Source organism: Tardiphaga sp. vice154 (assembly GCF_007018645.1).
GTDB lineage: Bacteria > Pseudomonadota > Alphaproteobacteria > Rhizobiales > Xanthobacteraceae > Tardiphaga.
This window is the reverse complement of the sequence record NZ_CP041399.1, coordinates 2,781,083-2,803,803: the sequence shown is the minus strand read 5'-3', so window position 1 is coordinate 2,803,803 and position 22,721 is coordinate 2,781,083. Positions and strand designations below refer to the sequence as shown.

Sequence of the window (22,721 nt, the reverse complement as noted above, 5' to 3'; positions counted from 1 at the left end):
CGATCCTACCGATGCGGTGTTATGATCCGGTGAATGCCGGCCCGGTGGCCACCATGCGCTGGCCTCCCCATGGCAGATCGGCCGCACATGGCGGCCGATTGTCGTCGTCCCGAATGTTATGCCGATCGTTCAGTAGCCGCACGATCCGCAGCGCGGCCGCACCGGCACGTAATAGGTCTGCGCCGGAGCGACCATCTGGACGCGCTGCTGCGTGGCGTATTCCGGCGGGATCTGCTCGTATTCGACGCGCGACGGCGCGACCATCACGGTCTTCGGAACCATCACGGTCTCATACTGCGCCGGGGTGCGGCGGGCGATGGTGCGGCCGGGCGACACCATCACCGTCTCCTCGACGGTGCGGTACTGCGGCGGCACCACCTGCTGCTGGTAGCAGGTCGGGCACGGCGGCGGCGCGTAGCAATTGTAGCAGCCGGCCGAAGCGGAATTCGGCAACGCCATCGCGGCGAGCCCGGCGAACAGTGTAGCAGCCATCAATTTCTTCATGATCAAATCCCGTGACGAGCGTTGAAAGGGCCTTATCGTGTGATGCGCGAGACTTAAGCGAACACCACCTGCCGTCAACGACGGGTTGTTATTTACCTTGACGAACATGCTTAAGGACGGATGCGCCAGCATCGTGCGGTTTGCATTGTTGCGGCATGCGCGCCGCGGACCGAGCCGCTACCGTCCTGGAATTCTGCCCGATGTGGCGACGTCCTCTCAAGGTGAGGTGAGAGACGAGGCCACCGCCGGACAACCGCACAGCCGAACGTCAGCTATTGCAGCCCGTCCCGGCACGTTCGGCAGAGATTGCCATTGACGTGCCGCTTCATATACAGAAGAACAAACCGGAAACTTCGACAACCGCCCTCCCCGACAGCGATTGCCCCAATGGCCAAGAACTCCCTCTCCTTCGTCTGCCAGAACTGCGGTGCCGCCTATAACAAGTGGCAGGGCAAGTGCGAGGCGTGCGGCGAGTGGAATTCGCTGGCTGAGGAAGACACCACCGGCGCCACCACGATTCCGGTGTCGGCGCGCTCCAAGCGCAAGGGCCGGCTGTTCAACCTGGAAAGCCTGACCGGCAAGAGCGCCGATGCCCCGCGCATCCCGTCGGGCATGGCCGAGCTCGACCGCGTCACCGGCGGCGGCTTCGTGCGCGGCTCGGTGCTGTTGATCGGTGGCGATCCCGGCATCGGCAAATCGACGCTGCTCACGCAAGCCACCTCGCTGATGGCCCGCGCCGGGCACCGCGTCGTCTACATCTCCGGCGAAGAAGCCGTCGCCCAGGTGCGGCTGCGCGCCGAGCGGCTCGGCCTGTCGGATGCCTCGGTGCAATTGGCCTCCGAGACCTCGGTCGAGGACATCGTCGCGACCCTGTCGGAAGGCGCGGTGCCGCGGCTGATCGTGATCGACTCGATCCAGACCATGTGGACCGACACGGTGGAGTCGGCGCCGGGCACCGTGACCCAGGTGCGCGCCTCGGCGCAGGCGCTGATCAGGTTTGCCAAGAAATCCGGCGCCACCATCATCCTGGTCGGCCACGTCACCAAGGACGGCCAGATCGCCGGGCCTCGCGTGGTCGAGCACATGGTCGATGCCGTGATGTCGTTCGAGGGCGAAGGCTCGCAGCAGTTCCGCATTCTGCGGGCGGTCAAGAATCGCTTCGGGCCGACCGACGAGATCGGCGTGTTCGAGATGACCGGGCTGGGGCTGCGCGAAGTCTCCAATCCGTCGGAATTGTTCCTGTCGGATCGCGATCTGGGCTCGCCGGGCACCGCGGTATTCGCCGGCATGGAGGGCACCCGCCCGGTGCTGGTGGAACTGCAGGCGCTGGTCGCCCCCACGACGCTGGGCACGCCGCGCCGCGCCGTGGTCGGCTGGGATTCCTCCCGGCTGTCGATGGTGCTGGCGGTGCTGGAGGCGCATTGCGGCGTCAAGCTGTCCGGCTACGACGTCTATTTCAACGTCGCCGGGGGCCTGCGCATCAACGAGCCCGCCGCCGATCTGGCCGCCGCCGCCGCACTCGTCTCCTCGCTGTGCAACGCGCCGCTGCCGCCGGATGCGGTGTATTTCGGCGAGATCTCGCTGTCCGGCGCGGTGCGCCCGGTGTCGCTGACCTCGGCGCGGCTGAAGGAAGCCGCCAAGCTCGGCTTTGCCCGCGCGGTGCTGCCGGAATCGACCCGCGGCGACGCCGGCGGCGATGCCGGCCTGTCGCTCAATGCCGTCGGCGGCCTCACCACGCTGGTCGCGGATATCGCGGCGCGCGGCGTCAAGCCGGCCCGCGACAATGCCAATGGAAACGGCGACAGCAAAAGCACAGCGGCGGAGAAAAACGCCGCCCCCGCCCGATTCAAGCGCCAGGACGGCTGATCCGGCGTGACGCCAGCCGTCTCCGCCGCTATAGCGGGAAGCAACAAGGCTGTGGCGGAGTTTGGCTTTGCTGTTTTCCGCCCCTGCCGGACGTGCCATATCACCGTCACGCGGACCGGCCGCCTTGCGCCGATTCGCCTGAACGCCACCGAGCGGACCTGACCAGCCGATGCCGATAACGATTCTCGATCTTGTGCTGCTCGCGGTGATGCTGATCTCCGGCTTGCTCGCGATGGTCCGCGGCTTCATGCGGGAGATCCTGTCGATCGCGGCGTGGGGCGCCGCCGCCGTGGTCACGCTGTTCGCATTCCAGAAGCTGCTGCCTTCCGCCAAGACCTATATCGACAATGACACCGTCGCCACCGTCGTGGTGATCGCCGGCGTGTTCATCGGCACGCTGGTCGTGGTCTCGATCATCACGGTGCGGATCTCGGACATGATCCTCGATTCGCGGATCGGAGCGCTGGATCGCACGCTCGGCTTCCTGTTCGGCCTCGCCCGCGGCCTCCTGATCGTCGTCGTCGCTTTCCTGTTCTTTGCATGGCTGGTGCCCGACAAGCAGCGTCCGGACTGGGTCACCGCCGCCAAATCGCGCGTGGTACTCGAATCCACCGGCAACTGGCTGATGTCGCTCTTGCCGGATGACCCCGAGAACACCATCTTGAAGAGATTCAAGAAGGACAAGCCCGGCGAGGATGCCACTGAAACCGGACCGGCTTTGCCGGGTGCGGGCGATGGCTATTCGAAGCCGGCACGCGACAGCCTTAAAAAGCTGATCGATGGTAAACCTGCCACAAAGTAATTGTTGGTAGGCTTGTTAAGTTTTCTCGCTGAGTTTCTTGCGACAAGAGAGGCGTTGACCAATGCAAAGCCCTTTTCACGACGCAGCGAAGCCGAGCCTGGAACCTGACAGCAACCACAACCTGCGCGACAACGATCTAGACGGCGACATGCTGCGCGAAAAGTGCGGTGTGTTCGGTATCTACAACCACCCCGACGCCGCCGCGATTACCGCCCTCGGCCTGCACGCCTTGCAGCACCGCGGTCAGGAAGCCGCCGGTATCGTCGCCTTCGACGGCGCGCGGTTTCATTCGGAACGCCGGCTCGGCCTGGTCGGCGATACCTTCTCCCGCCGCGAGGTCATCGACCGCCTGCCCGGCACCGCCGCGATCGGCCACACCCGCTATTCGACCACCGGCGAAACCATTTTGCGCAACGTGCAGCCGCTGTTCGCCGAACTCAATGCCGGCGGCTTTGCCGTCGCGCATAATGGCAATTTGACCAATGGCCTGACGCTGCGCCGCGAGCTCGTCAGGAACGGCTCGATGATGCAGTCGACCACCGACACCGAGGTGATCCTGCATCTGGTCGCGCATTCCAAGCGCAACCGTTTCATCGACCGCTACATCGAGGCGCTGCGCGCCATCGAGGGCGCCTATGCGCTGGTTTCATTGACCAACAAGAAGCTGGTCGGCGCCCGCGATCCACTCGGCATCCGGCCGCTGGTGCTGGGCGATCTCGACGGCTCGCCGATCCTGGCGTCGGAGACCTGCGCGCTCGATATCATCGGAGCGAAATACATCCGCGACATCGAGCCCGGCGAAGTCATCGTGTTCGACGAGCAAGGCGCGCAGAGCCACAAGCCGTTTGCGCCGCAGCCGCCGCGCCCCTGCATCTTCGAATACATTTACTTCGCCCGTCCCGACTCGGTCGTCGGCGGTCGCTCGGTCTACGACACCCGCAAGGCGATGGGCGCGCAGCTCGCCCGCGAGACCCATGTCGAGGCCGACGTCATCGTCCCGGTGCCCGATTCCGGCGTGCCGGCGGCGATCGGCTATTCCCGCGAATCCGGCATCCCGTTCGAGCTCGGCATCATCCGCAACCACTATGTCGGCCGCACCTTCATCCAGCCCACCCAGAGCGTTCGCGAACTGGGCGTGCGTATGAAGCATTCTGCCAATCGGGCTGCGATCGAAGGCAAGCGCATCGTCTTGATCGACGACAGCCTGGTGCGCGGCACCACCTCGAAGAAGATCGTCAAGATGATGCGCGACGCCGGCGCGAAGGAAGTGCACTTCCGCATCGCGTCGCCGCCGATCACCCATCCCGATTATTACGGCATCGACACGCCGGACCGTAACGGGCTGCTCGCCGCCACCCATACGCTGGAAGAAATGTGCGAGCTGATCGGAGCCGACTCGCTGGCCTTCGTCTCGGTCGACGGCATCTACCGCGCGATGGGCGAACCCGGCCGCGATCCCGCGCATCCGAAATTCGCCGACCATTGCTTCACCGGCGACTACCCGACCCCGCTCACCGACATGCACGAGATCGAAGCGCCTAGGCAGCTGTCATTGCTGGCGGAAGCGAGCTAGCTCGCTTCCTTCGCCGTCGTCCCCGCGAACGCGTGGACTGATAGCCTCCGACCCTTTGGCTTTCGCACAAGATTAGACACGGGCCGTGTTCCGCATCATAACCCTCGGCGTGTATAGGTCCCCGCTTTCGCGGGGACGACCACCCCGAGTTATGAGCCCGTCCATGCCTGATCCCGCGCTTCCCCTCGCCTCCCGCATCGCCCTCGTAACCGGCGCCTCGCGCGGCCTCGGCCGCGCAGCCGCGCTGGCGCTGGCGCGCGCCGGCGCGCATGTCGTGGCGGTCGCGCGCACGCAAGGCGCGCTGGAAGAACTCGACGATGCAATCCGTGCGCTGGGCGGCAGCGCCACGCTGGTGCCGCTCAACCTCACCGACGTCGACGGCATCGCGCGGCTCGGCGCCGCGCTGCACGAGCGCCACGGCAGGCTCGACATCCTGATTGGCAATGCCGCCATGCCCGGCCCGTCATCGCCGCTCGGCCATATCGAGCTGAAGCCGTGGAACGAGGTGATAGCCGTCAACGCCACCGCCAACTTTCAGTTGATCCGCTGCATGGACCCGCTGCTGAAACAGTCAGACGCGGGACGCGCGGTGTTCGTCACCGCCGACGCCGCGCACCTCGCGCCGGCCTATCGCGGCCCCTACGCCGCCGCCAAGGCCGCGCTGGAAGCGTTGGCGCGGAGCTGGGCTGTGGAGACCGCCTCGACCGCCATCCGCGTCAATCTGTTCGACCCCGGCCCGATCCGCACCCGCCTGCGCGCCACGGTGTTTCCCGGTGAGGACCCGATGACGCTGACGAAGCCCGAGGACGTCGCGGAGCTGATGGTGCCGATGTGTTCGCCGGAATGGACACAGACCGGCAAGCTCTACGACTACACAACGCGAAGCCTGCTCAACTTTATGCCGCCGGCGTAAGCGACCGCGCGCACCACGCGCCTCACGCTCCCCTGTCGTCGCCCGGCTTGACCGGGCGATCCAGTAAACGCTGCTGCTTGCGTTTACTGGATCCCGGCATCCGCGGGGATGACAATCTGAGTCTGTTGACGTGCGTGCGCCGCAAGATTGACACTGCATGCTTGCGGTACTTCACTCCCTGCCAAGCGGGACCAACCCGCAACGCAAACAGGGAGGCTGCCATGAAGCCACTGTCGCGACGTGGTCATCTGGTCGGGTTGCTCGCCTGCAATGCGCTGGCATGGGTCGCGATCGCCCTCACCACCCTCTCCGCTTCCGCCGCCGACATCCCGCGCTTCGAGGTCGAGGCATCCTGGCCGAAGCCGCTGCCGAACAACTGGATCTTCGGCCAGGTCGGCGGCATTACGGTCGATGCGCAGGGCCACATCTGGGTGATCCACCGGCCCCGTTCGCTGACCGAGGACGAGAACGGCGCCGGCCTCACCCCGCCGCGCTCCAAATGCTGCGTCTCGGCACCGCCGGTGCTCGAATTCGATTCCGACGGCAATTTGCTGCGTTCGTGGGGCGGCCCCGGTGAAGGCTACACCTGGGTCGGCCGCGAACACGGCATCGAGGTCGACGAAAAGGGCTTCGTCTGGGTCGGCGGCAATCTCGACAACGACAATGCGATCCTGAAATTCACGCTGGACGGCAAGTATGTGATGCAGATCGGCACGATCGGGCCGAGCAAGGGCAGCAACGATACAACCCAGCTCGGCAAGCCCGCCGAAACCGCGATCGACAAGGACGCCAACGAGATCTACGTCGCCGACGGATATGGCAACCGCCGCATCATCGTGTTCGATGCCACCACCGGCGCCTACATCAGGCACTGGGGCGCCTATGGCAACAAGCCGAATGACGACAAGCAGGCCGCCTACGATCCGAAAGCGCCGGTATCGCAGCAGTTCGCCAACCCCGTGCATTGCGTGAAGATCGCGAACGACGGACTCGTCTATGTCTGCGACCGCATCAACAACCGCGTCCAGGTTTTCAAGAAGGACGGCACGTTCGTGAAGGAGTGGTTCTTCGAGAAGAACACGCTCGGCAACGGCGCGGTGTGGGATCTCGCATTATGGCCGGATCCGAAGCAGACTTGGCTGCTCACCGCCGACGGCGAGAACAATGAAGTCCGCATCCTCAACCGCGATGACGGCCGCGTGGTCGGCAGCTTCGGTCGCAGCGGCCGCAACGCTGGCCAGTTCCACTGGATTCACGCGATGGCGGTCGACGCCAAGGGCAGCGTCTACACGGCGGAAGTCGACACCGGCAAGCGCATCCAGAAATTCAGGCTGGTATCGGACGCGCTGAAGTAGCAATGAGCGCAGTCGCCTTGACCTCTCCCCGCAAACAGCGCGGAAGGGTCATGAGGGCCTTACCTCGTCGGTCGCTTGCGCTTGTGGGCGAAGGGGTTGGCCTTTTCGCGCAGCGTGATGCGAATGGGCGTGCCCGGCAGATCGAAGAAGGTCCGCATCGAATTGACGAGGTAGCGCAGGTATGATTCCGGCACCGCGTCGGCGCGCGAGCAGAACACGATGAAGCTCGGCGGCCGCGCCTTGGCCTGCGTCGCGTAGTTCAGCTTGAGGCGGCGGCCCGACACCGACGGCGGCGGGTTGGCATCGACCGCCTGCTCGAACCAGCGGTTCAGCGACGCGGTCGGCACCCGCCTGTTCCACACCGCGTAGGATTCCTCGATCGCCTTCATAAGCTTGTCGATCCCCTCGCCCATCAGGCCGGAGATCGGGACGATCGGCACGCCTTTGACCTGCGGCAGCATGTGGTCGACGTCGGTGCGCAAATCGGTGACCAGGCTGCCCTTCTGGCTCATCAGGTCCCACTTGTTGACCGCGACGACCAGCGCGCGGCCTTCGCGCTCGATCAGGTTGGCGATGCGCAGGTCCTGCTCCTCGAACTTGGTCTGCGAGTCCATCATCAGCACGACGACTTCGGCGAAACGGATCGCGCGCAACGCGTCGGCGACCGACAGCTTCTCCAGCTTCTCCTCGATCCGCGAGCGGCGGCGCAGGCCGGCGGTGTCGAAGATGCGGAATTCGCGGCCCTTGTGGTTGACCTCGACGGAAATCGAGTCGCGCGTGGTGCCGGCCTCCGCCGAGGTCAGCAGCCGCTCCTCGCCGAGCAGGTAATTGATCGTGGTCGACTTGCCGGCGTTGGGACGGCCGACGATGGCGACGCGGATCGGCCGCTTGGCGATGTCTTCTTCGCTTTCGATGATGTCGTCGTCGTCGAAATCTTCGACGTCCTCCGGCGGCTCCGGCATGATATCGCGCAAGGAATCATAGAGGTCGGACAGGCCTTCGCCGTGTTCGGCGGAGATCTGGATCGGTTCGCCCAGCCCCAGCGCGTAGCTCTCCATCGCGCCGAGCTCGCCATGGCGGCCTTCGGACTTGTTGGCGACCAGCACCACCGGCTTGTCGGCGCGGCGGGCGAAATCGGCGAAGGCGCGGTCGTTGGGCGTGAGGCCGGCGCGGGCGTCGATCACGAACAGCAGGGCGTCGGCGAGGCCGATCGCGGTTTCGGTCTGCTCCTGCATCCGCGCCGTCAGCGAGCCCTTCGGGCCCTCGTCCAGCCCGGCGGTGTCGATCAGGGTGAATTCGAGGTCGCCGAGCTTGCCTTCGCCCTCGCGGCGATCGCGGGTGACGCCGGGCGTGTCATCGACCAGCGCGAGCTTCTGCCCGACCAGACGGTTGAACAGCGTGGATTTGCCGACATTGGGTCGGCCGATAATGGCAATCGTGAAAGACATGCTGTTCCGTGCGCCCTTTCGCGGACGCCTGTCAATGCAATCGGCCGGAATGCGGCGATCTAGCGGGTAAAGGTGCCGGAGGGGACCGGTGCCGGGAATGGCGTGGTGGCCTGGGCCGGGGCCGGCGCGGCGGCCGCCGGGGCATCGGCGGGAGGTGCCGTGGTACGGCGCCGGGTGATCTTGCGGCCCTTCGGCTCGGCCGGCACGGCGGCAGGCGCGCCTTCCTCAGCCGCTTCGGGGGCAGCCCCCGGCTCGCTGCGCACCGCGCCGACATTGACACGGGCCTTCGACTTGCGGCCCTTCGGCTCGGCGGCCGGCGGAGCCGCGGCCGCCGCAGCAGCCCTTGCCGCCTCGTCGCGCTGCTGCTGCTCGACGCTGTCCTTGTAGAGCTCCTTCGGCACGCCCTGCTGCAGGCCGGGGACGCCTTCCGGGAAAACCGGCCTGCGGTCGCCGGGCAGCTTCTTCTTGGTGTCGAGGAAGTCGAGCAGGTCTGAGGGATCCCAGCCGGTCATGCTGCCGCAGCCGGTCAGCGCACCGGACAGTGCGATCAGGACGGCGGCGGATACGAGGCGTTGCACAGGGCGCATGGACGGCTTCTCACTCAGCGAAATATTAGCAGGATCAGCTCTTGGCGGCCGGCGGCAGCAGCGCGGCCAGCGCCTCGGCGCGGGTGCGCAGCGTCGGCGGTGTCTCGGCGTCATTGGCGATCATGTCGAGCCACTGCCGGGTCGCTGCGGCGTTGTTGGCGCGCCAGGCCGACAGCGCCAGCAATTCGCGCGCGGTGTGGCGGTAGGTGCCGGTGATCGCCGTGGCGGGCTCCAGCCGGGCCAGCAGCGCATCATAGGGCGCGGTGTCGATCTGCAGTCCAGCGGCGCGCAGCCGCGCCAGGTCCTGCTCCGACGCCGACACGGCGCGATCGGCGATGATCTCGTCATACATCTTGATCGCCGCGGCGGGATCGCGCGGGGCGGCCTCGGCGGCGGCGCGCAGCCGCGCCAAAGTGCGGTAACCGGACGGGGCTTCCGCGGCCAGCTTGGTGAAGGCGGCTTCCGCCTCGGCATGCTTGTTCTGTTCGGCGAGGTCGGCGGCGCGGTCGAACGCCGCACCGGCCTCGGCTGCCTTCTTGCCCTCGAGATAGCTGTAGCCGCGCCAGCCGCCGACACCGCCGACGATCAAGACCGCCACGGCGATAATCAGCAGAGAATAGCGATCCCAAATTCGCTTGAGCCGTTCGCGGCGCAGGTCTTCGTCAACTTCACTAAATAATTCAGACACTTGGAGATTTCCTGTCGCGATTGACCGCGCTCGACCCAGACGGCGCCCGGAATCATGTTCCCGGCAATGGCGGCGGCGATATCCTAGCGTTATGGCAGCGCCAAGGCAAAGCGGGCGTCAGCAAGGCGCAGACACCCGATGCCGGCCCTCACGCCTTCGGCTTGGTGCCGTAGACATGCTCCGGGCCAGGAAAGCTACGGGCGCGGACTTCGGTGGCGTAGCCCTCGATGGCCGCTTCGATCATCGGCCCGAGATTGCCGAAGCGCTTGACGAATTTCGGCACCCTTGCCGACAGGCCGAGCATGTCTTCCAGCACCAGCACCTGGCCGTCGCAGGCCGCCGACGCGCCGATGCCGATGGTCGGGATCGCGATCGTCTCGGTGATTTTTCGCGCCAGAGGCTCGGCGACCGCCTCGACGACGACCGAGAACGCGCCGGCCTGCGCCACCGCGAGCGCATCGTTCTGGATCGGCCCGCCTTCATTGTCGCCGCGGGCGAGAGCCTCGGCCTCGGCGCGGCCCTGCGAGCGGAACGAGCCCAGCGTGTTGATCGATTGCGGCGTCAGCCCGATATGGCCCATCACCGGAATGCCGCGCGTGGTCAGGAATTCGATGGTCTCCGCCATCCGCACGCCGCCTTCCAGCTTCACCGCGCCGCAATGCGTCTCCTTCAGGATCCGCGCCGCGGACAGGAACGCCTGCTCCTTGGAGGCTTCATAGGAGCCGAACGGCATATCGACGACGACGAGGGCTGCCTGCGAGCCGCGCATCACGGCGCGGCCCTGCAGGATCATCATCTCCAGCGTGACGGGAAGCGTAGTCTCGAAACCGTGCATCACATTGCCGAGCGAGTCCCCGACCAGGATGACGTCGCAATAGCGATCGACCAGCGCTGCCGTATGCGCGTGATACGAGGTCAGCATCACGATCGGCTCGCCGTTCTTGCGCGCAAAGATATCCGGCGCGGTCTTGCGCTTGATCGCCGATTGGACAGACATGTTTTAAGCTCCAAACACCGGGACGCCGATCACCACCGGGTGGAAGGCAAAGCCGAGCGCGAGATAGACGACGATGCCGACGGCGACCGCGATGACGTCGTTGAGCGAACCGCCGACCGGGATCGGCGGGCCGCCGGGATCGCTGCGGCGCTTCAGCGAGATACGATCGACCACCGCCCAGGCGAGGAACGCGCCGAACAGGATGATCGAGCCGAGGTCGCCATTCGACAGCAGATGCGCGAAGGCCCACAGCTTCACCGCGGTCAGCATCGGATGCTTGACCACGCGGTAGATGCCGCCGCGGACGTAGGCCGCGACCAGCAGCACCGCCGAGGGCAGCATCAAGGCCACGGTGACGTGGCGCATCCCGGCCGGCGGATACCAGATGTCGATCCAGCCGGTGGCGCGATATTTCGCAAAGCCCCAGACGATCAGCGCCAGGCCCAGCGCCGAGACCAGCGCATAGCCGAGCTTGTACAGGCTCTCGCCATGTTTCGCGATGAGCCGGGCGCGCAGCTCGCGCCGGGTGGAGACCAGGTGCACGCCCAGAAACAGCACCAGGCCGAGGATCATGACGCTCAGTCCCACCGAATTTCTCCCCCGTGCGCAGGCCATTTGCCCGCCATGCGATTCCAACTATGGTCCGCGCCCGGCGAACCCCGCCTGGTCGTTTCGGGTACCACTTTTCGAGGGAGACACGCAATGCTGCGGAACAAGGCCTGCGGGATGCTGGCGCTGGTCGCGCTGATCGCAATGGCGCAGGCGGGCTTAGCGCAGCAGGTCGCGTGGCCGCCGAAACTGGTGCGGCTGATCGTGCCGTTCGGCGCCGGCTCCTCGCCGGACATCGTCACCCGCGTGCTCGCCGACAGTCTGCAGGCGCGGCATCCCGGCTCGAATTTCGTGGTGGAGAACAAGCCAGGCGCGTCGGGCAATATCGGCACCGACGCGATCGCCAAGGCCGTGCCCGACGGCGGCACGATCGGCATTTCGCTGGGCGGGCCTTTGGCCATCAACACGCTGCTGTTCGCGCGCCTGCCGTACAATCCGGACACCGATATCGCGCCGATCACGCTGTTGACGCAGCTCCCCAGCGTGCTCGCGGTGCCGACCTCGCTCGGTGTTGCGAGCGTCGCGGAATTTCTCGCCAAGGCGAAGGCCGCGCCGGGTGGCCTCGCTTACGGCTCGATCGGCGTGGGCTCGCTGTCGCAGCTCTGCATGGAAGCGATCGCGCAACAGGCCGGTGCGCCGATGGTCCACATCCCCTACCCCTCGTCGCCGGCGGCGACGACGGCGCTGATCCGCGGCGACGTCCAGGTCGCCTGCCTGCCCGCGATCGGCGTCACGCCGCAGCTATCCTCCGGCACGGTGAAGCTGCTGGCGGTGACGACGGCTGCGCGTTCGCCGTTTCTGCCCGACGTGCCGACGCTTAAGGAAAGCGGCATCGACGTGCAGTCCGACGCCTGGAACGCGCTGGTCGGCCCCGGCGGGTTGTCGAAGGATCTGGTGGCGAAGATCAATGCCGAAGTCACGCAGTCGCTGGCCGAACCCGCGGTGATAGAGCGGCTGAAACTGCAGCTCATCACGCCGTCGCCGTCGTCGCCGGACGAACTACGCAAGCGGATGGCGGACGAGAAGAAGCTGTGGGCGGATGTGATCCAGAAGGCGAAGATCAGGATTGAGTAGTTGTAGCTAGCATGAGCGAAGCGAAATGCGGGGCGCCTGCGTTCTACATCAAACCCGCATATCGCTTCGCTCATACGGGCTACGCGACCTCGCGCGCCGCCCCAATGTTCCTCTGTGAATGTCAAACAGCGCGCACAGTTTCGCGTTCTCGCGGCGCCCGGGGCGTCCGAGGTGTGCGGCATTCCCGCCCTCTTATCCGAAGAGGGCGCGCGGAACGCCGGGTGCCCGATGCACCCTTGGGCCTGACGCCAGCCGTAGACGGCAAGTGGAATGCGCCAGGACTTTCGGATCACCGGATCAACCGGCGTTCCGCACGCGGTGGGTTTGCGACTTGCTCCACGACACCCCCTGGTGCCCGACCAGCCTTAGCGCACCATCCATGATCCAGGGCGTGGATCGGGGCCATCGCAGCTTGGGCCGTTCGCGGGCGATACGTTCGTCCGCCGCGAGATACGCGAGAGCTGTCTTCGGTCGGAGGGGACGGTGTCGCCGCGCCAGTGGAATCCTGGCGCATTGACGGTGTCCCGACCCGACGTCGGACCTCTCTTTTGCACCGCGCGACGCCGCATCTCCGGCGTCCACCGCATCCCGCCCCGCCATCGTGACGATCGCGATCGCCCCTCTCAATGGGGCAGGACGGCAAGGATTATAATCTATACAGGAATATGGTCAAGGGATGCAGGAAAACATTTGCACCGTCGCGTGCGACACGAGAGCGCCAGTAGTGCCCCTCCCCCTTGCGGGGAGGGTCGGCCGAGCGAAGCGATGCGAAGCATCGCGAAATCGGAGGCCGGGGTGGGGGTGCCGCGGGCGACGGCGTCTGTCGCTACCCCCACCCGACCCGGCTACGCTTCGCTACGCCGGGCCACCCTCCCCGCAAGGGGGAGGGTAAGAAAGAGCGCCCCGCCCCCGCCTCACACCTTCTTCTTCACGTCCTTGATATCCGCGAACACGATACCTTCGGCGCGCTCTTTGGTATAGTTCAGGTAGAAGTCGTTCTTGGCCAGGAATACCGGATCGCCGTCGACGTCGTCGGCGACGCCGGAATTGTTGGCGGTCATGAAGGCCTCGAGCTTCTTCGGCGTGTCGCTGGAGATCCAGCGCGCCAGCGAGAATTCCGAGACCTCGAAACTCACCGGCAACTGGTATTCGGCATCGAGCCGCGCCTTCAGCACGTCGAGCTGCAGGGGACCGACGACGCCGACCAGAGCTGGCGCGCCGTCGCGCGGGCGGAACACCTGCACGACGCCCTCCTCCGACATCTGCTGCAGCGCTTCCTTCAGCTTCTTCGCCTTCATGGCGTCGCCGAGCCGCACGCGGCGGACGATTTCCGGCGCAAACGAGGGCACGCCGATGAAGGTGAGGTCCTCGCCGTCGGTCAGCGTGTCGCCGATCCGCAGCGTGCCGTGGTTGGGAATGCCGACGACGTCGCCGGCATAGGCCTCGTCCGCCAAAGCGCGGTCCTGCGCGAAGAAGAACTGCGGGCTCGACAGCGACATGTTCTTGCCGGTGCGCACCAGCTTGGCCTTCATGCCCCGCGTCAGCTTGCCGGAGCAGAGACGCGCAAACGCAATGCGGTCGCGGTGGTTGGGATCCATGTTCGCCTGGATCTTGAACACGAAGGCGGACATGCGCAGCTCGTCGGCCTCAACCTTGCGCAAATTGGCCTCCTGCGCGCGCGGCGGCGGCGCGAACTGGCCGAGCCCCTGCAGCAGATCGCCAACGCCAAAATTGCGCAGCGCCGAACCGAAATACACCGGGGTCATGTGGCCCTCGCGAAACGCCTGCAGGTCGAACGGCTTGCTGGCTTCCTTGACCAGCGCCAGCTCTTCCAGCGTCTCGGAGACGTCGAGATTGGGATGGCGTGCGGCGAGATCGGCGACCTCGATCTGCTCGGCCGCACCGGTCTTGGCGCCGCCGCCTTCCAGCAGGCGGATGCCGCCGGTGTGGATGTCGTAGGTGCCGAGGAAGTCGCGGCCACGGCCGACCGGCCAGGTCATCGGCGTGGTGTCGAGCGCCAGCGTCTTCTCGATCTCGTCCAGCAGATCGAAGGTGTCGCGGCTTTCGCGGTCCATCTTGTTGATGAAGGTGATGATCGGGATGTCGCGAAGACGGCAGACCTCGATCAGCTTCAGCGTGCGCGCCTCGATGCCCTTGGCGGCGTCGATCACCATCACGGCGGAGTCGACGGCGGTCAGCGTGCGATAGGTGTCTTCGGAGAAGTCTTCATGGCCCGGCGTATCCAAGAGGTTGAAGACGAGGTCCTGGAACTCGAAGGTCATCACCGAGGTGACGACCGAGATGCCGCGGTCGCGCTCGATCTTCATCCAGTCGGAACGGGTCGAGCGGCGCTCGCCCTTGGCGCGGACCTGACCGGCGAGATTGATGGCGCCGCCGAACAGCAGCAGCTTTTCCGTCAGCGTGGTCTTGCCGGCGTCAGGATGCGAGATGATCGCAAAGGTGCGGCGGCGCGCCACCTCGGCGGCAAAGGTGGAGGGTGCGGGCTGGTCTGTGGGGATGGCAATGTCGGACATGACGTGCCTGTGGCAGGGAAACCCGGCGCAATCAAGGGAATTTGACGGGATTGCGGTGGTTGCAGCCCGATCTCGCGTGTCGCATATAGGGAGGTGGAGGACGACCTCCGACCCCAATCCATTCGCAGGACGGCCTGCTTGTTCCGGAGGCTGTCATGGCGTGGTTGCTGTTGTTCATCGCGGGTCTGCTCGAGGTCGGCTGGGCGGTCGGGCTGAAATATACCGAAGGTTTCACCAAGCTGGTTCCCTCGGTGCTGACCCTGACCAGCATGACCGCCTCGGTCGGCATGCTGGCGATGGCGCTGAAGACGCTGCCGATGGGCACGGCCTACGCGGTATGGACCGGGATCGGCGCCGTCGGCACCGCGATCCTGGGCATCATCCTGTTCGGCGACCCCTCGAGCTTCGCCCGGATCGCCTGCATCGGGTTGATCGTGGCCGGAATCGTCGGGCTGAAGCTGGTGAGCTGAGGCATGAGTAGCCTGGATGGAGCGAAGCGCAATCCAGGGCAACCGCTTATGCTGAAACGCTGATCCCGGATTTCGCTTCGCTTCATCCGGGCTACAAAACTGGGTCAGAACCTGACGTGCAGCAGCGTCACGGCCCAGTACGACAGCGCGGCGACGATCGCCGACGCCGGGATGGTGATGACCCAGGCGTAGACGATCGAGCTCGCCACGTTCCAGCGTACCGCCGAGACCCGGCGCGCCGCGCCGACGCCGACGATGGCGCCGGTGATGGTGTGGGTGGTCGAGACGGGAACGCCGAGGAACGTCGCCATGAACAGCGTGGCCGCGCCGCCGGTCTCGGCGCAAAAACCCTGCATCGGCGTCAGCTTGGTAATGCGCAGGCCCATGGTGCGGACGATGCGCCAGCCGCCCATCAGCGTGCCCAGCGCCATCGCCGCCTGGCACGACAGCACCACCCAGAACGGCACCGAAAATTCGCTGCCGAGATGGCCCTGCGAGTACAGCAGCACCGCGATGATGCCCATGGTCTTCTGCGCGTCGTTGCCGCCATGGCCGAGCGAATACAGCGAGGCCGAGACGAACTGCAGAATGCGGAAGGCGCGGTCGATCGCAAACGGCGTCGAGCGCACCGAGGCCCAGGACACGATCGCCGTCAGCAGCAGCGCCAGCAGGAAGCCGACCAGCGGCGACAGCACGATGGCCAACAGCGCCATCGACAGGCCCTTCCATTCGGCGGCGGCGAAGCCCGCCTTGGCGAGGCCGGCGCCGAGCAACCCGCCGATCAGCGCGTGCGAGGAACTCGACGGGATGCCGAGCGCCCAGGTGATCAGGTTCCAGACGATGGCGCCCATCAGAGCGCCGAAGATCACCGGCGCGTCGATCACATGCGGGTCGATGATCCCCGTGCCGATCGTGTTGGCGACGTGCAGGCCGAACACGGCAAAGGCGATGAAGTTGAAAAACGCCGCCCACAACACCGCATATTGCGGGCGCAGCACGCGGGTCGAGACGATGGTGGCGATCGAATTGGCCGCATCGTGCAAGCCATTGAGGAAGTCGAACAGCAGCGCGACAGCGATCAGGCCGATCAGCACCGGAAAAGCGAGCGTGGCGTCCACTGTGCGGCCCTGCCCTAGACTTGTTCGATGACGATGCTGTTGATCTCGTTGGCGACGTCGTCGAAACGGTCCGCCACCTTCTCCAGATGCTTGTAGATCTCCGCGCCGACGATGTAGTCCATCGTGTTGGCCTCGCGGTGCTTGAGGAACAGTTCCTTCAGCCCGATGTCGTGCAGGTCATCGACGCGGCCTTCCAGCTTGCCGACTTCCTCGGTGATGGCGGTCAAAAGCCCGACATTGTCGCCGATGTTCTGCATCAAGGGCAGCGCGCGGCTGACCAGCTTGGCGCATTCGACCAGCAGCGTGCCGATCTCGCGCATCGGCGGCTCGAATTGGCGCACCTCAAACAGGATCACCGCCTTGGCGGTCTGCTGCATCTGGTCGATGGAATCGTCCAGCGCGGTGATCAGGTTCTTGATGTCGACGCGGTCGAACGGGGTGATAAAGGTGCGACGCACCGCGGTCAGCACTTCCCGCGTGATGGCGTCGGCATCGTTCTCGAACTGGTTGACGCGCTGGCAGTACACCGGCGTCTCTTCGCCGCCGCGCAACACGCCCTGCAGCGCTTCGGCGCCCAGCACCACAGTCGCCGAATGGCGGGCGAACAGATCGAAGAAGCGCTCTTCACGCGGCAAAAAAGTTCGAAACCAGCGCAGCATGTTGACCCGGATGTCAGGAAGGCTCAGGGCACGCCGGCAGGCGGCACCCTGTCACATGGCTGTCATAAAGCATTTTGACGGGGTCGGGAAAATGCACGGGCGGTGTCCATCCACCGCTTTCTGTCGCCATGTGACAGGCACATCACAAAATTCGCCCATTCGAAAAAATACAGTTTTGCGTATCTCGTTACCATTATGCATTGATTCAGAAATGGCCGCCTAGAAGCGCACGACGTCGGTGTCAGGGGACCATTGCCATGTTCGGGCTACGCCATCACGAATCTTTTCGTCAGCGACTATCTGTTTCCCGACTTCGGATCGGTCTGCGACTGCAGATCGCGATGCTGGCGCTGGCGGGCGTCGCGCTGACCGGCGCGATCTGCCTTGCAGGCCTGCACTACGGCAGCGCCGCCCAGCAACAGGCCGACAGCAGCGTGTTGCTGCGCGCAGATGTGACCAGCCTGTCCGACAATTATTCGGAAGCCGGCCAGATCGGCGCGGCCTTCCTGCGCAAGCCCGGCGAAAAGCTGGTCGATCGACACGATCAGGTGCTGAAGCAGGCCCTCGCGCATTTGACGGCCACCGAGAAACTGCTGGAAGCGCTGAAGACCGACGCGCCGAAGCAGATCTCGGCGCTGCGATCGGGCATGAATCTCTATGCCACCCGCTTTCACAATATCGTCGCGGCGCAACGCATCATCGGCTTCACCGAGAAAGACGGCCTGCAAGGCAAGATGGCCGCAGCGGCGCGTCACGTCGAGCAACGCCTGGGCGAATTGCAGCAGCCACAACTCGCGATGCTGTTCTGGATGATGCGCGTCAACGAGAAGGATTTTGCGCTCCGCGGCGAGGACAAATATTTTGACCGGCTGCGCGAGCGCGTCAGCGATTTCGAAACAGCGCTGAAAGCACTGGCGTTGCCGGCCGGCCAGAGCGCCGAGATGGCCACGCTGATACGCAGCTACGAGAGCAGCTTCATGGCCTACAGCGTCAGCCAGGGTTCGCTCAACGAAGAGGCCGAAGATTTCGCCAGTGTCTTCGAACGCACGCGGCCGCCGTTGACGGAACTCAGCCAGTTTGCGACCGAGCGCTACGAGGCCGCCACGCGACATGCCGACGAGAGCCGCGACCTGCTGTCGTGGACGATCCGGATCGCCATTCCGGTCATCGGCCTGCTGGCCTTGATCTTCGGCCACCGAATTGCAAAATCGATCTCCCGCATGACACGCGCCATGCAGCAGCTCGCCGATGGCGAGTTCGACGTGGTGTTGCCGGGCCTCGGCCGCACCGACGAGATCGGCGCGATGGCCAGAGCCGTGGAAGCGTTCAAGATCAAGGCGGCCGACCGGGCCCGGCTCGAGGCCGATGCCAGGATCGAGCGCGACCACATCGCCAGCGCGCAACGCAAGGCGGAGATGCGCCGGATTGCCGATGCGTTTGAGAACGCGGTTGGCGAAATCATCAACACCGTGTCGACGGCCTCGACCGAGCTGGAGGCGACGGCGGTGACGCTGACGGCAACGGCCCAGTTGACCGAAACGCTCGCCCACAGCGTCACCACGGCGTCGACGGAAGCGTCCTCCCACGTCCGGTCGGTGGCCTCCGCGACCGACGAGATGTCGATGTCGGTCCGCGAGATGGGCCGCCAGTTGTCGGAATCCACCGAGATCGCCGGCGCAGCGGTACGCCAGGTCCAGGACACCGACCTAAAGATCATCGCGTTGTCACAGGCCGCGGTGAAGATCGGGACGGTAGTCGACCTCATCGCCAAGATTGCCCAGCAGACCAACCTGCTGGCGCTCAATGCCACCATCGAGGCCGCCCGCGCGGGCGATACCGGCCGGGGCTTTGCGGTGGTCGCCCAGGAGGTGAAGATGCTGGCGGCGCAGACCGCCACGGCGACCAGCGAAATCCGGACGCAGATCGGCGGCATGCAGACCGCGACCGAGGTTTCGGTGGCGGCGATCAAGCTGATCAGCACCACCATCGACCGGCTGTCGGACATCGCCAGCAACAGTTCGGTGGCGGTCGACAAACAGCAGGCCGTGACCAGCGAAATTGCACGCAACGTGGAACGCGCCACCGCGGGATCCGGTGAGGTCAATCATCAGATCGTTGAAATGAGCCGCGGCGCCAGCGAGACCGGTTCGGCATCCGCACAGGTGTTGACGTCGGCGCAACAATTGTCCGGCGAGAGCAACCGGCTCAAGACCGAGGTGGAGAAGTTTCTCGCGACCGTGAGGGCGGCGTGACACCCCGACCACGCCACCAGTCGTCCCCGCGAAAGCGGGGACGACATTCTCAAGGTTCAAGCGTCCGGATTACAGCGAGCGTTTGAAGTAATGCCCGATCTCGCCGATGATCCCGCGGCGGAAAGTCAGCACACAGACCACGAAGATCACGCCCTGGATCACCGTCACCCACTGGCCGAAGCCGGCGAGATATTGCTGCATGGCGATGATGACGAAGGCGCCGACCACCGGGCCGAACAAGGTGCCGAGGCCGCCGACCAGCGTGATCAGCACGATCTCGCCGGACATCGTCCAGTGTACGTCGGTGAGCGAGGCGTTCTGCGCCACGAACACTTTCAGCGAGCCGGCGAAGCCCGCCAGCGTGCCGGACAGGATGAAGGCCATCAGCTTGTACTGGTCAGTCTTGTAGCCCAGCGAAATCGCGCGCGGCTCGTTCTCGCGGATCGCCTTCAGCACCTCGCCGAACGGCGAGTTGATGGTGCGGTAGATCAAAAGGAAGCCGAGCAGGAAGCCGGCCAGGATCACGTAATACAGCGTGGTCGAATTGGCGAGGTTGAAGATGCCGAACAGCTTGCCCTGCGGGATGCCCTGGATGCCGTCCTCGCCATGGGTGAACGGCGTCTGCAGATAGACGAAGTACAACAGCTGCGACAACGCCAGCGTGATCATGGCGAAGTAAATGCCCTGGCGGCGGATCGCAATCAGCCCGGTGATGACCGCCAGCGCGCCGGCGCCGACGGTGCCGACGAGAATGCCGAGTTCCGGCGACAGCCCCCAGACTTTGAGCGCGTGCGCCGTGAAATAGCCGGCGGTGCCGAGGAACATCGCATGGCCGAACGACAACAACCCGCCGTAGCCGATCAGCAAATTGAAGGCGCAGGCCAGAAGCGCAAAGCACAAGGCCTGCATCACGAAGAACGGATAGACACCGGTCAGCGGCACCACCGCCAGCAACGCGGTCATCAGGACGAACGCGATCATCGCATCGTTGATGCGACGGCGCGGCTGCGGAATGGCGTTTTCAGTAATCGTCGTCATATCAAGCCGCCCGTCCCGTCAGTCCAGAAGGTTTCACCAAGAGCACCAACACCATCAGTACGAAGACCACGGTGTTGGAGGCTTCGGGGTAGAAATATTTGGTCAGGCCCTCAACGATCCCCAGCGCGAAGCCGGTGATGATCGAGCCCATGATCGACCCCATGCCGCCGATCACCACCACCGCGAACACCACGATGATCAGGTCGGCGCCCATCAGGGGACGGACCTGGTTGATCGGCGCCGACAGCACGCCGGCGAGCGCCGCCAGACCGACGCCGAGCCCGTAGGTCAGCGTGATCATTCGGGGAACGTTGATGCCGAAGGCGCGCACCAGGGTCGGGTTCTCGGTCGCGGCGCGCAGATTGGCGCCGAGCCTGGTGCGCTCGATCAGGTACCAGGTGGCGATGCAGACCACGAGAGAGAACACCACTACCCAGCCGCGATAGATCGGCAGGAACATGAATCCGAGATTCATGCCGCCCTTCAGCGCATCGGGGATCGCATAAGGCAGGCCCGAGGAGCCGAAATAGTTCTGGAACACGCCCTGGATGATCAGCGCCAGACCGAAGGTCAACAGCAACCCGTAGAGGTGGTCGAGACTGGCGATCCATTGCAGCATGGTGCGCTCAAGGATCATGCCGAAGATGCCGACAGCCAACGGCGCCAGGATCAGAGCCGGCCAGTAGCCGATGCCGGCGAAATTCAGCAGGAAATACGCCGCGAAGGCGCCCATCATGTAGACCGCGCCATGGGCGAAGTTGATGATGTTGAGCATGCCGAAGATCACGGCGAGGCCGAGACTGAGCAGCGCGTAGAACGAGCCGTTGATAAGCCCGACCAGCAATTGTGCGGACAGCGCCTGGAGATTGATCGACATGTGGTTCTCAGCTCTTGACGTCAGAATGGTGGCGACCGGCAGCGCAACACTGCCGGTCGTTGCGTATTACTTCTTCAGCAGCGCGCAGGTGCTCTTGGCGAGCGGCGTGAAGGCTTCTTCCGCCGGGATCGTGGCGACGGTCTTGTAGTAGTCCCATGGCCCCTTGGATTCGGCGGGCTTCTTCACCTCGAACAGATAGGCCGGGTGGATCTTGCGGCCGTTCGGCTGGATCGAGCCCTTGCCGAACAGCGCGTCATCGGTCGGCATATCCTTCATCTTGGCGACCACCTTGACGCCGTCATGCGGATTGCCGCCGAGCGCTTCCAGCGCCTTGAAGTAATGGATCAGGCTGGAATAGACGCCGGCCTGCGACATGGTCGGGACCTGCTTGTTGCGGATGCGGTCCTGGAAGCGCTTGGAGAAGGCGCGGGTCTGGTCGTTCATGTCCCAGTAGAACGTCTCGGTGAAGCTCAGGCCCTGCGCCACCGGCAGGCCGATGGCGTGCACGTCGGTGATGAACATCAGGAGCGCCGCGAGCTTCTGGCCGCCCTGGATGATGCCGAATTCCGACGCCTGCTTGATCGCATTGGAGGTGTCGCCGCCGGCATTGGCGAGGCCGATCACCTTGGCCTTGGAAGCCTGGGCTTGCAGCAGGAAGGAGGAGAAGTCCGAGGTGTTCAGCGGGTGCTTGACGCCGCCGGCGATCTTGCCGCCATTGGACGTCACGGCCGCGGTGGTGTCACGCTCGAGGGCGGCGCCGAAGGCGTAGTCGGCGGTCAGGAAGAACCAGCTATTGCCGCCGGCCTTGGTCAGCGCCGTGCCGGTGCCGTTGGCGAGCATGAAGGTGTCGTAGGTCCAGTGGATCGTGTTCGGCGAGCACTGCGCGTTGGTCAGGTCGGAGGTGCCGGCGCCCGAATTGAGGAAGACGGCGTTCTTTTCCTTGATGATGTTGTTGACCGCCAGCGCCACGCCCGAATTCGGCACATCGACGATGACATCGACCTTGTCGATGTCGAACCACTGCCGCGCGATGTTGGAGCCGATGTCCGGCTTGTTCTGGTGATCGCCCGAGATCACGTCGATCTTCCAGCCCTTGGTGAGAAGGCCGGAATCTTCCACCGCCATCTGCGCGGCCAGCGTCGAGCCGGGACCGCCGACATCCGAATACAGCCCCGACTGGTCGCTGAGGGAACCGATCTTGACGACCTTGTCCTGAGCGAGGCCCTGGGTAACCGCGCCCAGCAGCAACGCGCTGCCGAGCATCAGCGTCGAAACGGACTTCTTCATTTACTGTTTTCCTTGCCGTCTTTTTTGTAAGATTCACGAATGTCGGGCGGCCGCAGCGCAAGGCTGCGGC

20 protein-coding genes are annotated in these 22,721 nt (G+C 65.0%); 8 read left to right on the top strand and 12 right to left on the bottom strand.

Features of this window, described 5'->3' with window-relative positions; translation table 11 throughout:
* Positions 1 to 129: 129 nt before the first annotated feature.
* Positions 130 to 504 (bottom strand): hypothetical protein, encoded by a 375-nt coding sequence (locus FIU28_RS13105; protein WP_143573545.1) that lies wholly within the window; start codon positions 502 to 504, stop codon positions 130 to 132.
* Positions 505 to 891: 387 nt separating this feature from the next.
* Between FIU28_RS13105 and radA the strand changes: the two genes are divergently transcribed.
* From radA to FIU28_RS13080, 5 genes are all read left to right on the top strand, one after another.
* Positions 892 to 2,370, top strand: a complete 1,479-nt coding sequence (radA, locus tag FIU28_RS13100) for a DNA repair protein RadA (RefSeq protein WP_143573543.1) — start codon at positions 892 to 894, stop codon at positions 2,368 to 2,370.
* 169 nt (positions 2,371 to 2,539) lie between these two features.
* The gene (locus FIU28_RS13095; RefSeq protein WP_143573542.1) at positions 2,540 to 3,172 is read left to right on the top strand and encodes a CvpA family protein; all 633 of its coding nucleotides are present in this window, start codon (positions 2,540 to 2,542) and stop codon (positions 3,170 to 3,172) included.
* 61 nt (positions 3,173 to 3,233) lie between these two features.
* A complete protein-coding gene (gene purF, locus FIU28_RS13090; RefSeq protein WP_143573540.1) occupies positions 3,234 to 4,745 on the top strand; it encodes an amidophosphoribosyltransferase in 1,512 nt (503 codons plus the stop codon).
* 163 nt (positions 4,746 to 4,908) lie between these two features.
* Entirely contained in the window at positions 4,909 to 5,658 is a 750-nt protein-coding gene (locus tag FIU28_RS13085) for an SDR family NAD(P)-dependent oxidoreductase (RefSeq protein WP_143573538.1), read from the top strand.
* A 221-nt stretch (positions 5,659 to 5,879) separates the two neighbouring features.
* Positions 5,880 to 7,013 (top strand): hypothetical protein, encoded by a 1,134-nt coding sequence (locus FIU28_RS13080; RefSeq protein WP_143573536.1) that lies wholly within the window; start codon positions 5,880 to 5,882, stop codon positions 7,011 to 7,013.
* A gap of 59 nt (positions 7,014 to 7,072) precedes the next feature.
* Here FIU28_RS13080 and der read toward each other — a convergent pair whose 3' ends face one another.
* The 5 genes from der to FIU28_RS13055 form a co-directional block, all read right to left on the bottom strand.
* Positions 7,073 to 8,461 carry a ribosome biogenesis GTPase Der gene (gene der / locus FIU28_RS13075; RefSeq protein ID WP_143573534.1) on the bottom strand — a complete coding sequence of 463 codons (1,389 nt, stop codon included), beginning with the start codon at positions 8,459 to 8,461 and terminating at the stop codon, positions 7,073 to 7,075.
* Positions 8,462 to 8,520: 59 nt separating this feature from the next.
* Positions 8,521 to 9,048 (bottom strand): hypothetical protein, encoded by a 528-nt coding sequence (locus tag FIU28_RS13070; protein ID WP_143573532.1) that lies wholly within the window; start codon positions 9,046 to 9,048, stop codon positions 8,521 to 8,523.
* A gap of 34 nt (positions 9,049 to 9,082) precedes the next feature.
* Positions 9,083 to 9,736: a tetratricopeptide repeat protein gene (locus FIU28_RS13065; RefSeq protein ID WP_143573530.1), complete on the bottom strand. Its 654-nt coding sequence runs from the start codon at positions 9,734 to 9,736 to the stop codon at positions 9,083 to 9,085.
* A 148-nt stretch (positions 9,737 to 9,884) separates the two neighbouring features.
* Positions 9,885 to 10,733 carry a 3-methyl-2-oxobutanoate hydroxymethyltransferase gene (panB, locus tag FIU28_RS13060; protein WP_143573528.1) on the bottom strand — a complete coding sequence of 283 codons (849 nt, stop codon included), beginning with the start codon at positions 10,731 to 10,733 and terminating at the stop codon, positions 9,885 to 9,887.
* Between the two features lie 3 nt (positions 10,734 to 10,736).
* Complete coding sequence (locus tag FIU28_RS13055; RefSeq protein ID WP_143573526.1) at positions 10,737 to 11,321, bottom strand: NnrU family protein; 585 nt, start codon at positions 11,319 to 11,321, stop codon at positions 10,737 to 10,739.
* A 114-nt stretch (positions 11,322 to 11,435) separates the two neighbouring features.
* Here FIU28_RS13055 and FIU28_RS13050 point away from each other — a divergent pair, with 114 nt between their 5' ends.
* Entirely contained in the window at positions 11,436 to 12,416 is a 981-nt protein-coding gene (locus FIU28_RS13050) for a Bug family tripartite tricarboxylate transporter substrate binding protein (protein ID WP_143573524.1), read from the top strand.
* Positions 12,417 to 13,330: 914 nt separating this feature from the next.
* Here the strand turns inward: FIU28_RS13050 and FIU28_RS13045 are convergent.
* The gene (locus FIU28_RS13045; protein ID WP_143573522.1) at positions 13,331 to 14,950 is read right to left on the bottom strand and encodes a peptide chain release factor 3; all 1,620 of its coding nucleotides are present in this window, start codon (positions 14,948 to 14,950) and stop codon (positions 13,331 to 13,333) included.
* Positions 14,951 to 15,105: 155 nt separating this feature from the next.
* Here FIU28_RS13045 and sugE point away from each other — a divergent pair, with 155 nt between their 5' ends.
* Positions 15,106 to 15,420, top strand: a complete 315-nt coding sequence (sugE, locus tag FIU28_RS13040; RefSeq protein WP_143573520.1) for a quaternary ammonium compound efflux SMR transporter SugE — start codon at positions 15,106 to 15,108, stop codon at positions 15,418 to 15,420.
* Between the two features lie 104 nt (positions 15,421 to 15,524).
* On the opposite strand, the gene FIU28_RS13035 is transcribed toward sugE, so the two are convergent.
* On the bottom strand, positions 15,525 to 16,538 hold the full coding sequence (locus FIU28_RS13035; protein ID WP_143573518.1) for an inorganic phosphate transporter: 1,014 nt from the start codon (positions 16,536 to 16,538) through the stop codon (positions 15,525 to 15,527).
* A 14-nt stretch (positions 16,539 to 16,552) separates the two neighbouring features.
* Positions 16,553 to 17,197: a DUF47 domain-containing protein gene (locus FIU28_RS13030; protein WP_143573516.1), complete on the bottom strand. Its 645-nt coding sequence runs from the start codon at positions 17,195 to 17,197 to the stop codon at positions 16,553 to 16,555.
* A 341-nt stretch (positions 17,198 to 17,538) separates the two neighbouring features.
* Between FIU28_RS13030 and FIU28_RS13025 the strand changes: the two genes are divergently transcribed.
* Positions 17,539 to 19,449, top strand: a complete 1,911-nt coding sequence (locus FIU28_RS13025) for a methyl-accepting chemotaxis protein (protein WP_246660958.1) — start codon at positions 17,539 to 17,541, stop codon at positions 19,447 to 19,449.
* Positions 19,450 to 19,518: 69 nt separating this feature from the next.
* Here the strand turns inward: FIU28_RS13025 and FIU28_RS13020 are convergent, their stop codons facing one another.
* The 3 genes from FIU28_RS13020 to FIU28_RS13010 form a co-directional block, all read right to left on the bottom strand.
* The gene (locus FIU28_RS13020) at positions 19,519 to 20,487 is read right to left on the bottom strand and encodes a branched-chain amino acid ABC transporter permease (RefSeq protein WP_143573512.1); all 969 of its coding nucleotides are present in this window, start codon (positions 20,485 to 20,487) and stop codon (positions 19,519 to 19,521) included.
* Position 20,488: 1 nt separating this feature from the next.
* On the bottom strand, positions 20,489 to 21,364 hold the full coding sequence (locus tag FIU28_RS13015; RefSeq protein WP_143573510.1) for a branched-chain amino acid ABC transporter permease: 876 nt from the start codon (positions 21,362 to 21,364) through the stop codon (positions 20,489 to 20,491).
* A gap of 66 nt (positions 21,365 to 21,430) precedes the next feature.
* The gene (locus FIU28_RS13010; RefSeq protein WP_143573509.1) at positions 21,431 to 22,651 is read right to left on the bottom strand and encodes an ABC transporter substrate-binding protein; all 1,221 of its coding nucleotides are present in this window, start codon (positions 22,649 to 22,651) and stop codon (positions 21,431 to 21,433) included.
* Positions 22,652 to 22,721 lie beyond the last annotated feature (70 nt).